Origin of the sequence: Aggregicoccus sp. 17bor-14 (assembly GCF_009659535.1) — a bacterium.
In the GTDB taxonomy this organism is placed as follows: Bacteria; Myxococcota; Myxococcia; order Myxococcales; family Myxococcaceae; genus Aggregicoccus.
In genome coordinates, this window is sequence record NZ_VJZZ01000025.1 from 15,775 (window position 1) to 27,936 (window position 12,162).

A 12,162-nucleotide genomic window follows, 5' to 3' on the forward strand; every position below is an offset into this window, starting at 1 on the left:
TGCGCGCACGCCGCCGATTGGACCCTCCACACCCACTGGACGGAGGCCATTCATGCGGCGAATGCCCGAGCCCTTCTCCCGCGAGGAGCTCTCCCGCGAGGACATGGGCGCACTGCTCGAGGCGGTACAGGAGCTCGCGTACCTGCGCGAGCTGGACGACGTGATGGCCTTCGTGCGGCGCACCGCGCGCGCCCTCACCGGCGCGGACGGCGTCACCTTCGTGCTGCGCGAGGGCGACCACGTGCACTACGCGGACGAGGACGCCATCGCGCCGCTGTGGAAGGGGCACCGCTTCGCGATGAGCAGCTGCGTGTCCGGGTGGGCCATCCTCCACCGCGAGCCGGCCGTCATCGAGGACGTGTTCGCGGACCCGCGCGTCCCGCACGAGGTGTACCGGCAGACCTTCGTGAAGAGCCTCGCCATGGTGCCCCTGCGCCGCGCCGAGCCCATCGGGGCCATCGGGGCGTACTGGGCGACCTCGCGGCGCGCGACGCCGCGCGAGGTGCAGCTGCTGCAGGCGCTCGCGGACTCGGCGGCGGTGGCCGTGGACAACGGGCGCCTCTACGCGCTGGAGCAGCGGGCGCGCGAGCGCGCCGAGGCGGAAGCGGCGCTGCGGCGCGAGTTCGTGGCCACGGTGTCGCACGACCTGAAGAACCCGCTCGCCACCATCACCATGAGCGCGACGATGCTGGGCCCGCTGGTGGTCGCGCTCAACGGACGCGCGCGCCACCACCTCGAGCGCATCCAGCGCGCGGCGTGGCGCATGGACCGGATGGTGACGGACCTGCTGGACATGGCCGCCATCGAGGCGGGCGCGCTGCACGTGCGCCCCGTGCCGGTGGACCTGCACGGGCTGCTGGACCAGGTGGCGGAGTTCGCCCCGCTCGCGAGCGAGCGCAACCAGGTGCTGGAGATCCAGCTCCCCGAGCTGCGCGCCGCGGTCGAGTGCGACCCGGACCGCATCCACCAGGTGTTCTCCAACCTGGTGGGCAACGCGGTGAAGTTCACGCCCGAGGGCGGGAGCATCCGGGTGAGCGCGCGGATCGAGGACGGACACGTGGCGTTCAGCGTGGTGGACTCGGGGCCGGGCCTGCCCGAGGCCCTGCTCGCGCAGCCCTTCCAGCCCTTCCGCCGCGGCACGGAGCAGACCGACCGGCGCGGGGTGGGGCTGGGCCTCTCCATCGCCTACGGGCTGGTGAGTGCCCACGGCGGCACGCTGCGCGGCAGCAACGCGGTGGCGGGGGGCGCGGTGTTCGAGTTCACCCTGCCGCGCAGCACGGCGCGGGGCTGAGCGCGCGCGGGCGCCTCAGCTGCTCGCGAGCACCCGCTGCAGCAGGGGCAGCGCTGCCCCGAGCACCGCGGGCTCCACCAGCAGCGAGAGGACGAGGAAGGCGCCGCCCGAGAAGTCGTAGAAGTAGCCGGGCTGCACGAGCACGCCCGCCGCGAGCAGCGCGAGGCAGGTGGCCTCCTCGCCGGGCTCGCGCGGGATGCGCAGCACCGCGCTCCAGCCCCCTTCCGCGGGCAGCAGGTCCCAGGCGGCGTGCGCCGGCCGCGCCGCCCGGAGCGCCGCGCGGTTCTGCGCCACGCGCGCGAGCGCTGCCCGCTGGAACGCCGGCGCGTGCGCGAGCAGCGCGGGCAGGGCCTGCTGCACGGGCGTGCCCACCGAGAGGAAGGTGTCCGCCACCAGCTCCAGGCGCGCGAGTGCCTCCTCGCGCTCGGCCTCGGGGCCGCCCACGTGCAGCCAGCCCAGCTTGAGCCCCGGCAGCCCCGCCCCCTTGGAGAGCCCGCCCAAGCAGAAGGTGGGCATGGGCAGCGCGCGCCCCGCCACGCTCGCCACCCGGCCCTCGGCGGACCCCGCCCACGCGTACGGGGCGAACACCTCGTCGCTCACCAGCGCGAGCCCGCGCGCGGCGCACAGGCTCGCGAGCTGCGCGAGCTCGCCCTCCTGCAGGAAGTGGCCGGTGGGGTTGCCCGGGTTCACCACGACGATGGCGCGGGTGCGCGGGGTGAGCGCGCGCGAGAGCTCCTCCACGTCCAGCCCGAAGCCGTGCGCGAGCGGCAGGCGGTAGGGGCGCGCCGCCACGCCCTCCAGCTGCGCGAGGTGCTCGAAGAGGGGGTAGCCGGGAGCGGGCACCAGCACCTCGTCGCCCGGCTCGCACAGCAGCTTGAAGAGCCAGCCGTAGGCCTCGCTGCTGCTCGCGCTGAGCACCAGGTGCTCGGGGGGAAGGCCGAGGAAGGCGCCCAGCGCGGCGCGCGCAGCCGGGAGCCCCAGGGGCTCGGGCGCGTAGTCCAGCGCCTCGGGAGAGGCGAGCAGCCCGGGCGGGGGCCGGGGGAGGCCGACGCGCGTGGGGTTGGACTCGGTGAGGTCCAGCAGGGGGCGCCCTTCGGCGCGGGCGGCCGAGAGCGCGAGGGCGAGCGCGTTGGGCTCGCGGGGAAAGAGCGTGCGCCGGGAGAAGCGGCTCACAGCCCCGTCTGCAGCATGGCGTCCACCACGCGGCGGATGAGCACGCGGCGCACCTCCTGGCGGCAGTGCTCCACTGCGCGCGGGTGCGGGCTGGGCAGGTGCGCGGGGCGCGTGCGCGTCACCGTGCGGACCACCAGCTCCACCTTGGAGGGCTCGAGCTCGAAGAGCCGCTGCCCGTCCTTGCGCAGGAAGTACGCGATGCCGCGCGCATCCAGCAGCTTGTGGAGGTAGCGCCTGGCATCGGTGACGAGCGAGAGATCGATGATGTCCGCCATTGCCGAGGCGTTCTCGCGCGGGAAAAAGCACCCGTCCAATTCAGCGACCGATCCGCCCGAAAATTTGCGCAGCGTGCGTATCGGAAGATCCGCGCGCTCCCTCTCGGAAGCGCGCCGGAGGCCGATTTACCGGCCCTGGGCGCTTCGGGCCTGTAGCACCGGGAGCAGCGGCGCGAGCGCCCGGCGGAAGGCCGCGGCGCGGGCCGCGGCGTCCGGCTCGTGGGGCACCGGGCCCAGCACGCGCACGCCGTGGCGCTCGGCGATGAGGCGCGCGTTGTCCCGCTCGGAGGGGTCGTCCACGTCTGCCGTGCGGCTGAGCAGCACCGCGGCCACCGGGATGCGCCGGCGCCCGAGCGCCTCGAGGCTCAACGCCGTGTGGTTCAGCGTCCCCAGCCCCGCGCGCGCCACCAGCAGCACCGGCAGGCCGAGCTCCGCGATGAGGTCCACCACGTCGTGCTCCGGGTCCAGCGGCACGAAGAGCCCGCCCGCCCCCTCCACCACGCACGCGCCCTGCCCCACCGTGCGCCACGCCCCGAGCGTCTTCGCCCAGGAGCTCTCGCGCCCCTCGCGCTGCGCCGCGATGCCGGGGGCGAGCGGGAGCCGGTAGCGCTGGGGACAGACCTCGTCCAGCGACTGCAGGCTGCGCGCGGCGCGGCGCAGGGCCTGGGCGTCCTCGGGGCGCGCGAGCGAGCGGCAGCCGCTCTCGTAGGGCTTGAAGGCGCGCGGGGCGAGGCCCGCGTCCGACATGAGGCGCAGCAGCGCGCAGGAGGCCTGCGTCTTGCCCACGCCGGTGTCGGTTCCAGTGACGAAGATTCGCGGAGTCATGGTCCTCGGGGAGCGGGGGTGCGCAGGTCCAACGCGGCCAGCGCGTGGAGCGCCTGTTGGATGTGGTGGTCCTCGTGCGCCGCGGAGAGGCAGAAGCGCAGGCGGCTCGTCCCCTCGGGCACGGTGGGCGGGCGGATGGCCTTCACGAGCAACCCCGCCTCGCGCAGGCACGCCGCCGCGGCGAGCGCGCGCTCGGGGCTGCCCAGCACCACCGGGAACACCGCGCTGCGCGCCTCCGCGGGGAGGCCGAGCGCGCGCAGCCCCTCGCTGAAGGCGTGGATGTGGCGCCACAGACGCGCGCGCAGCGGCGGCTGTTGCTCGACGAGGTCCACCGCCGCCTCGGCCGCGGCGCACACCGCCGCGGGCAGCGCCGTGCTGAACACGAGCGGCCGCGCGCGGCTCACCATCAGGTCCGCCACCGCGCGGCTCGTCGCCACGTAGGCGCCGAAGGCCCCCAGGCTCTTGGAGAGCGTGCCCATGCGGATGTCCACCGCGTCCGCGAGCCCCAGCGCCTCGCACAGGCCGCCGCCCCTCGGGCCCAGCACGCCCGTCGCGTGCGCCTCGTCCACCAGCAGCGCGGCGCCGTGCGCGCGTGCCAGCTGTACCAGCTCGGCGAGCGGCGCCAGGTCCCCGTCCATGGAGAACACCGCGTCCGTGACGATGAGGCGCCGGCGCGCGGGCGTGTCCCGAAGTGCCCGGGCGAGCGCGCCCACGTCCGCGTGCGGGTACACCACCGTGCGCGCGCGCGACAGGCGGCAGCCGTCCACGAGGCTCGCGTGGTTGAGCGCGTCCGAGAAGACCGCGTCCTGCGGGCCCAGCAGCGCGGGCAGCACGCCGGTGTTCGCCGCGTAGCCCGAGTTGAAGAGGCGCACCGCCTCGGCCCCCTCGAAGCGCGCGAGCCGCGCCTCCAGGCGCCCGTGCGCGAGCGTGTCGCCCACCACGAGCCGGCTCGCGCCCGCGCCCACCCCGTGCGCCTCCAGCGCGCGCGCGGCCGCGGCGCGCACCGCAGGGTGCGCGGCGAGCCCGAGGTAGTCGTTGCTCGAGAAGTTGAGCAGGGTGCGCCCGCCCACCTGCAGCTGCGCCCCTTGCGCGCCCGCGTGCGGCTCCAGCGTGCGGCGCAGCCCCTGCGCCTCGAGCCGCGCGAGCTCCTCCTCGGCCCAGGCCTGCGCGGGCAGGCCCGGGGCGTGCGGCACGGCCCTCATCGGCCTAGCGCGCGCCGGCGTTGGGCTCGAGCGGCCGGATGCCGGCCTTCTCGAGCAGCGCCATGTCGCTCTCGTACTGGGGGTTGCCGGTGGTGAGCAGCTTCTCGCCGAAGAAGAGCGAGTTGGCGCCCGCCATCATGCACAGGAGCTGCGCCTCCTCGTTCATCTGCATGCGGCCCGCGCTCAGGCGCACCATGGAGGCGGGCATGAGGATGCGGGCAGTGGCGATGGTGCGCACCATGTCCAGCGTCTCCACGCGCTTCTGGTTCGCGAGCGGCGTGCCCTCCACCGCCACCAGCGCGTTCACCGGCACGCTCTCCGGGTGGTGCTCCTGGTTGGCGAGCGTGAGCAGCAGGTTGCAGCGGTCCTCCACGCTCTCGCCCATGCCGATGATGCCGCCGCAGCACACGCTGATGCCCGCGTTGCGCACGCGCGAGAGGGTGCGCAGGCGATCGTCGTAGGTGCGCGTGGAGATGATGTCCCCGTAGTGCTCCTTCGAGGTGTCCAGGTTGTGGTTGTACGCGCTGAGGCCCGCCTCCTTGAGGCGCTGGGCCTGCGAGTCGCTGAGCATGCCCAGCGTCGCGCACGCCTCCATGCCCAGCGCGCGCACGCCCTTCACCATCTCCAGCACGCTGTCGAACTGGGCGCCGTCCTTCACCTCGCGCCAGGCCGCGCCCATGCAGAAGCGGGTGGCGCCGGCGGCGCGCGCGCTCGCGGCGGCCTCGAGCACCTGGGGCACCGGCATCAGCTTCTCGGCCTTCACGCCGGTGTGGTAGCGCGCCGCCTGCGGGCAGTAGCCGCAGTCCTCCGGGCAGCCGCCCGTCTTGATGGACAGCAGGCTGCACAGCTGCACCTTGTTGTCCGTGAACACCTGCCGGTGCACCGTCTGCGCGCGGTGGACGAGGTCCAGCAGCGGCAATTCGTACAGGGCCTTCACCTCGGCGAGCGTCCAGTCGTGGCGCAGCTGCAGCCCCTCGGGCAGGGGCTTCGCGTAGTGGGCGTGGCCCGTCAGGGTGTCGGTGTCGGTCTCGGTCGCGTGCTCGGACATGGGCGCCTCGGGGCCTGAAAAAAAAGGGGTGGGCGCGAACCCTCGCGCCCACCCCCAGCCCTTGTCAACCGCCGCAAGCGGCAGGGTTGACGAGTCTGTATCCCCTGCCCGCCTAGGTGTGCAGGTGGCGGCGGCCGTTGGCCATGCCGACGAGCAGCAGCACCAGCATCGCGCCGATCACGCTGAAGATGAGGCCGGTGGGGTGCAGGTCCCAGACGTGCCCGTCGCTGCTGAAGAGCGAGGCGATGAGGCCGCCCACGAAGGAGCCCACGATGCCCAGGATGGCCGTGGCCACCAGGCCCATGGACTGGTTACCGGGCATGAGCGCGCGGGCGATGAGCCCCGCGATGATGCCGACGACGATGAACGCGATGATCCCCATGATGTTGTCCCTCTCCCTGTAGTCGCGGTGGTTCGCCGTGCGGAGGACATCCGCAGCGGCTCATGGGTTCAAAGCTGTGCTTGCATATTCCGTGCGACAAGCCGCGAGCCCGCTTCGCTCGCCTGGCCGCCTGCTGAGCCCGGGCGCTGGAAAAAGGGGCGGGAGGCGTCAGGGGGACGCGCTAAACCCTCGGCATGGCGAAGGCGAAGACGCACTACACCTGCCAGGCGTGCGGGTACCAGACGGCGAAGTGGCTGGGCAAGTGCCCGGACTGCGGCGCGTGGAGCAGCCTCCTCGAGGAGGCGCAGGACACCCCGGAGAGCGAGCGGCGCCCGGCGTGGGGCGCCTCGGGTGGGGCGAGCAAGCCGGTGCTGCTGCGCGAGGTGAGCGCCGAGGTGGAGGCGCGCCGGCGCACCGGCATCGCCGAGTTCGACCGCGTGCTGGGCGGGGGCGTCGTCGCCGGGAGCCTCGTGCTGCTGGGCGGTGACCCCGGCATCGGCAAGAGCACGCTCCTGCTCGCGGCCCTGGACCGGCTCGCGAAGGACGGCCCGGTGCTCTACGTCTCGGGCGAGGAGAGCTTGCGCCAGACGAAGATGCGCGCCGAGCGCCTGCGCGTGGAGAGCCACGGCATCCACCTCTTCGCGGAGACGGACGCGGACCGCGTGCTCGCGGCGGCGGAGACCCTCAAGCCCAGCGCCCTGGTGGTGGACTCCATCCAGACCATGTACCTGCCGGAGCTGGGCAGCGCCCCGGGCAGCATCTCGCAGGTGCGCGAGGTGGCGGGCCGCCTCATGGCGTACGCGAAGCGCAGCGGCGTGCCCACCTTCCTCGTGGGCCACGTGACGAAGGACGGCAGCATCGCGGGCCCGCGCGTGCTCGAGCACATGGTGGACACGGTGCTCTACTTCGAGGGCGAGCGCGGGCATCCGTTCCGCATCCTGCGCGCGCACAAGAACCGCTTCGGCTCCACGAACGAGATCGGCGTCTTCGAGATGAAGGGGGCGGGCCTCATCGAGGTGGCCGACCCGAGCGCGCTGTTCCTCAGCGAGCGGCCCGCGGGCAAGAGCGGCAGCGTGGTGACCTCCACGCTCAACGGCACGCGGCCCCTGCTGGTGGAGGTGCAGGCGCTGGTGGCCCCCACCGGCTACGGCACCGCGCGGCGCACCGCCATCGGCGTGGACACCAACCGCGTGGCGCTGCTCGCCGCGGTGCTGGAGAAGAAGGAGGACATCCCGCTGGTGGGCTGCGACATCTTCGTGAACGTGGCGGGCGGGATGACCCTGAACGAGCCCGCCTGCGACCTCGCGGTGTGCGCTGCCCTGGTGAGCAGCCTGCAGAACCGCCCGCTGGACCCGCACACGCTGGTGCTCGGCGAGGTGGGCCTCGCGGGTGAGGTGCGCGCCGTGGGCCAGGCCGAGCCGCGCATCGCCGAGGCCGCGAAGATGGGCTTCAAGCGCGTGGTGCTGCCCAAGGGGAGCGCGAAGCGGCTCGAGGAGAAGCGCCTGCACGTGGTGGGCGTGGAGACGCTCACCGAGGCGCTGAGCGCGATGTTCGACTAGCTGTCCGGGAAGGCGACACTCCACTGTCGCCGCCCGCGTCAGCCGCACTGCCAAGAGGCTTTACGACCCGTGCAGGAGGCGCGGAAGTTTCGCGTCCCCGCAGCGCCCGGAGGCGCTGGAGGGCCCCTTCGCAGGTCTGGCACTGTGCGTGCTCTGCGCTCGCCCCGCTCGCGCGGCTTCCGGGCGCTCCGATGGTCGGAGCCCCGCCGTAACCGCGCGCCGGGATCGTCATGCGGCTGCAGCAGGGTGCGCGTCTCGCGCTGGGTCTGTTCCTCCTCGCCGCGGCCTGCGGCCCCTCCGAGTCCGAGCTCACCGGCGGCCACCTCGCCGAGGACCCGCGCAGCCCCGGGCTCGTCCAGCTGGACTCCGCGCTGGGCACGCTGGACCGGCACAACCTGATGAGCGACGCGGACCTCACGGGCGGCAGTACGGTGACGGTGGCGCAGGTGCAGGGCTTCCTCACCGCCAAGGGCAGCTACCTCGCCCACTACAGCGACCCCGCGTGGGGCAAGAGCGCCGCCACGCTGGTGGTGGAGCGCTCGCGGGCCTACGGCATCAACCCCGTGTACATGCTCGCGCGCATCGAGGCCGAGTCGGGGCTGGTGCGCAGCGGCACCTCGAACAACCTCGCCCAGGCGACCGGCTGCGCGTGCCCGGACAGCGGCAGCTGCGACGGCTCGTGGGCGGGTTTCGGCAACCAGGTGGAGTGCTCGGCGGCGAAGTTCCGCGGCTACCTCGCGGACCTCGAGGTGGGGCGCGCCACGGTGAGCGGGTGGAAGAAGGGCGTCACCAAGCAGACCCTGGACCCCTGCAGCGTCACGCCCGCGAACAACGCGACCGCCGCGCTCTACACGTACACGCCCTGGGTGGGCGCCTATGCAGCCCAGTGCGGCACGAGCCAGTGGGGCGGCTCCTCGCTCGTCGCGCTGCTGTACGCGAACTTCAAGTCGGATGCCGCCTGGGGCAGCAGCAGCGTCGCGACCATCATCGTGGACAGCAACAACGCGCGGAACGACGCCGCGCTCGCGCGCTCGGAGGTCTCGGCCAACTGGACCGCTGCCACCTCCACCGCGGGCTACTACGGCACCGGCTACTACTACGCGAGCGTGGCCAGCGTGAGCGACGCGGCGGACTTCTGGTTCTACCTCTCCGCGGACGCCACCCGCACCGTGGACGCGTGGTGGACGGCGGGCAGCAACCGTTCCAGCGCGACGCCCTTCCTCGCGGTCAACGCCGCGGGCGTGCAGGTGGGCAGCGTCACCGCGAACCAGCAGCTCAACGGCGGCCGCTGGAATGCGCTGGGCAGCTTCAAGTTCACCCGCGGCTGGAACCGCATCCGCGTCTCGCGTTGGGCCGGCAATGGGAGCGTCGTCATCGCGGACGCGGTGCGCATCCGCTGAGCGCGCGGAACTGAGAGAGCACACGCGGCAGCGGGGTTACGGCGGATGCAAGCCACTTGAATTGGGCGCCCCGCGCCGCTTGGGCACGCACAGCATCGCGCTCAATTCGAGCGAGGCCCCAAGGAGGTGAGGCTCGTACGCCGTGAGAGTCCCCACGCTACGATGGCCACGAGCGCAGCGCCGGCGAACACCCACGCGGCGTGGCGCCAGAAGAGCGGGCCTCCTGGAGCGCCGCGCAGCAGCGGGAGCCCGAGCGTCACCGCGAGGTAGCAGCAGAGTGGCAGGGCGAGCCGCAGCGGCTCGCCGGCGAGGCGCGAGGCGAGCCAGAAGACCGCGCACAGTGCCACGAGGTACACGCCGATCCCCTCGAGCCGGTGCAGCTCGGCGGGCGAGAGCCCCGCGAGGGACTGCGCTCGCGCATGCAGCGCGAGCGCGCCGAGGATGCGCGCCGTGTTGGCGAGCAGCGTCATGGCGTAGGAGCCGGCGGCGGACAGCGTCGCGACCGCTGCGTTTCGCTCGGGCGAGGCCTGCGCGCGCACGAAGCCGAAGCCCAGCGTCCACAGCGCCACCACCAGGAAGTTCACCCCGGCGCAGGCCGGCACGATGGCGAAGCGCCGCTCGCGGTTGAGCAGGCCCGCGCCGCCCTCGTCCTCGAAGGGCACTCCGCTCACGCTCGTCACGAGTGTGGCGGTGGGCGCGAGGAGCCAGCGCAGGCCGCGGGCGTCCGTGCGCGCCGCGTGCGCCTTCAGGCCGAGGCCCGAAGCGAAGAGGAGCGTGAGGAGGAGGAGTGCGACAGCTCGACGGTGCGCAGGCCGGTAATCCCTCACCCTCTCCCAGCGGGAGAGGGGACTTGCCGGGCTCACCCTGCCCTCCTCGTTTCGAATCCGGCCCGGCGGCGCAGGGCGGCGGTGACGCCGAGCAGGGTGAGGGCGAAGAGCGCGAGCCCCGTGAGCTCCGGCTCCGCGCCGTACTGCACCGGGGGCTCGCCCACGGCGGCGTCGCTCACGCCCTCGGGGAGCGGCAGGGGCTGCTTCACGTCCTTGCCCTCCCCTTGCGCGGGGGTGCGCCGCACCTGCTCGTGCACGGCGATGAAGGAGGTGAAGCGGGTGAGCAGGTTGTACTGGAGCCCGAGCCGGGTCACCTCCTGCTTCTCGTCGTCCGACTCCTGGTTGAGGTTGAAGTCCGAGAGCGCCGAGATGCGGGCGCGCGCCCACAGGTAGCGCAGCGCGGAGTACTCGGTGGAGGGCTTGCTCGCGGCCACGTCCACGCTGCGCACGAAGGGACCCTCCCCGCTCACGCCGCGCACGGTGATGCGGCCCTGGGGCTTGCCGCGCCACTTGCCGAAGATGACGAGAGGGCGGCTCGCCAGCAGGTCCGGCAGCGCGGGCGGCTCGAGGTCGTAGGCCTCGAAGCCCTCGTAGGACACGCGGATGTCCGTGAGCACGGGCGACTCGATGTACTTGCGAAAGCGCGTCACCTCCGTGCGCGCCTCCTCCGGCGTGGTGACGACGAAGGGCTCGCCGCCGCCCGCCTTGGCCACGCCGTCCACGAGGTAGCGGTTCACCGAGGAGCCGATGCCGAAGGAGAAGACGTTCGCCTGGTTCAGGTTCTTGCGGATGTGCTCGAACACGCCGCGCTCCTGGCTGATGAAGCCGTCCGTCACGACCACGAAGCTGCGCGCGACACCCGGCGCCGCGGGCAGCGCGAGCGCCTCCTCGAGCGCGGGCAGCAGCTCCGTCCCGCCGCCCCCGCTCTGCGAGTCGATGAGGTTCATCGCGCGCTCCACGTTCTCGGCCGTGGCGGGCACCGAGCGCGGCGCCATCAGCGCGTGGGCGCCGGAGAAGAGCACCACGTTGAAGGAGTCCTGCGGCCGCATGCCGGCGGCCAGCTCGCGCATCACCCGCTTCGCCGTCTCCAGCGGGAAGCCGCGCATCGAGCCCGAGACGTCGAGGATGTACACGTACTCGCGCGGAGGCAGCTGCTCGGGGCGCACGCGCGCGGGCGGCTCCAACAGGAGGAGGAAGAAGTTCTCCGGACCGCCCTGCTGCAGCATCAGCCCGGACTCGATGCGCTCGCCCGTGAGGCGGTAGCGCAGCACGAAGTCGCGGTTGCCGCCGGCGAGCTCCGTGGGCTTCAGCGCGAAGCCCACCTCGCTGCTGCCGTTCCAGCGCAGGTCCACCGCGTGGCTGGGGACGGACAGGTCGCGCAGGGGCAGCGCGCTCGAGATGCGGCCGCTCAGGTGGAAGCCGTACGTGGGGGCCTTGCCCTCGTGCAGGTACGGGCTCTGCACCCACTTCGCTTCCTCGGATGCCCTCTCCTCCGTCTGGTTCGAGTAGCGCGGGCCCACCACCGTGGGGAAGACGAGCTCGTAGATGCCCTCAGTGGGCACCAGCAGCTCGGTGTACTCGAGCTCCACCTCGATGCGGTCTCCGGGCAGCACGTTGGCCACGTCCATGGTGAAGACGTTGGGGCGCTCCTGCTCGAGCAGGGAGGCGCTCTTGCCCTCGCGCTTCGCCTTCGCGAACTCCGCGCGCGCGGCCTGCTTCTCGCGGATGCGCGCCTCGATGGTGCGGTCGCCGAGCCGCATCCGCATCGCGTTCACCGCGGCGCGGGTGGAGGCCGGGAAGACGTAGCGGGCGTGCAGGGGCACCTGCCCCTCGTTGGCGTAGACCTGCGTCACCTTCACCCGCGCGATGACGCCCGTGACCTCCAGCTGCGCGGAGGTGTCCTTGAGCGGGAGCGCGTCGGTGCCCTCCGCACCCTCCACGAAGAAGTAGGGGGACAGGGTCTTGTCCGGCGGCGCGGCGGCGAGGGCAACCGGGGCGAAGAGCAGCAGGAGGGCAGTGAGGGCATGTGGGCGCATGCCCCCTCCCAGTGCATCGGCTGCGCCAGCGCGCGGCGCGGCCGTGCGGCCGCACCCCGGAAAGCGGCCCGGGTGAAGGTCGCCGGGGAATGCGAGGTGTGCTAAGTCTTCCAGACTTTTGCCGCGCCTCCGCGGCAGGTTCCT

At 73.2% G+C, this 12,162-nt stretch carries 11 protein-coding genes; 3 read left to right on the top strand and 8 right to left on the bottom strand.

Annotated elements, in window-relative coordinates; genetic code table 11:
- Nucleotides 1-52: 52 nt before the first annotated feature.
- A complete protein-coding gene (locus tag FGE12_RS29390) occupies nucleotides 53-1,291 on the top strand; it encodes a GAF domain-containing sensor histidine kinase (protein ID WP_153869975.1) in 1,239 nt (412 codons plus the stop codon).
- A 15-nt stretch (nucleotides 1,292-1,306) separates the two neighbouring features.
- Here the strand turns inward: FGE12_RS29390 and FGE12_RS29395 are convergent, their stop codons facing one another.
- From FGE12_RS29395 to FGE12_RS29420, 6 genes are all read right to left on the bottom strand, one after another.
- On the bottom strand, nucleotides 1,307-2,464 hold the full coding sequence (locus FGE12_RS29395) for a pyridoxal phosphate-dependent aminotransferase (protein WP_194798407.1): 1,158 nt from the start codon (nucleotides 2,462-2,464) through the stop codon (nucleotides 1,307-1,309).
- Entirely contained in the window at nucleotides 2,461-2,739 is a 279-nt protein-coding gene (locus FGE12_RS29400) for a hypothetical protein (protein ID WP_153870010.1), read from the bottom strand. Before FGE12_RS29400 ends, FGE12_RS29395 begins: the two co-directional genes overlap by 4 nt.
- A 126-nt stretch (nucleotides 2,740-2,865) precedes the next feature.
- Entirely contained in the window at nucleotides 2,866-3,564 is a 699-nt protein-coding gene (bioD, locus tag FGE12_RS29405; RefSeq protein ID WP_153869976.1) for a dethiobiotin synthase, read from the bottom strand.
- Nucleotides 3,561-4,757: an 8-amino-7-oxononanoate synthase gene (bioF, locus tag FGE12_RS29410; protein ID WP_370459203.1), complete on the bottom strand. Its 1,197-nt coding sequence runs from the start codon at nucleotides 4,755-4,757 to the stop codon at nucleotides 3,561-3,563. The genes bioD and bioF overlap by 4 nt, the downstream gene beginning before the upstream one ends.
- Before the next feature lie 13 nt (nucleotides 4,758-4,770).
- Nucleotides 4,771-5,814: a biotin synthase BioB gene (bioB, locus tag FGE12_RS29415; RefSeq protein ID WP_153869978.1), complete on the bottom strand. Its 1,044-nt coding sequence runs from the start codon at nucleotides 5,812-5,814 to the stop codon at nucleotides 4,771-4,773.
- A gap of 112 nt (nucleotides 5,815-5,926) precedes the next feature.
- Nucleotides 5,927-6,196: a GlsB/YeaQ/YmgE family stress response membrane protein gene (locus FGE12_RS29420; protein WP_153869979.1), complete on the bottom strand. Its 270-nt coding sequence runs from the start codon at nucleotides 6,194-6,196 to the stop codon at nucleotides 5,927-5,929.
- 194 nt (nucleotides 6,197-6,390) lie between these two features.
- Here FGE12_RS29420 and radA point away from each other — a divergent pair, with 194 nt between their 5' ends.
- Nucleotides 6,391-7,755: a DNA repair protein RadA gene (gene radA, locus FGE12_RS29425; protein WP_153869980.1), complete on the top strand. Its 1,365-nt coding sequence runs from the start codon at nucleotides 6,391-6,393 to the stop codon at nucleotides 7,753-7,755.
- A 230-nt stretch (nucleotides 7,756-7,985) separates the two neighbouring features.
- Nucleotides 7,986-9,155, top strand: a complete 1,170-nt coding sequence (locus tag FGE12_RS29430) for a hypothetical protein (protein ID WP_153869981.1) — start codon at nucleotides 7,986-7,988, stop codon at nucleotides 9,153-9,155.
- Between the two features lie 101 nt (nucleotides 9,156-9,256).
- On the opposite strand, the gene xrtK is transcribed toward FGE12_RS29430, so the two are convergent.
- Nucleotides 9,257-9,982, bottom strand: coding sequence for an exosortase K (xrtK, locus tag FGE12_RS29435; protein WP_153869982.1), 726 nt, complete (start codon nucleotides 9,980-9,982; stop codon nucleotides 9,257-9,259).
- Between the two features lie 32 nt (nucleotides 9,983-10,014).
- On the bottom strand, nucleotides 10,015-12,018 hold the full coding sequence (locus tag FGE12_RS29440) for a VIT domain-containing protein (protein ID WP_153869983.1): 2,004 nt from the start codon (nucleotides 12,016-12,018) through the stop codon (nucleotides 10,015-10,017).
- Nucleotides 12,019-12,162 lie beyond the last annotated feature (144 nt).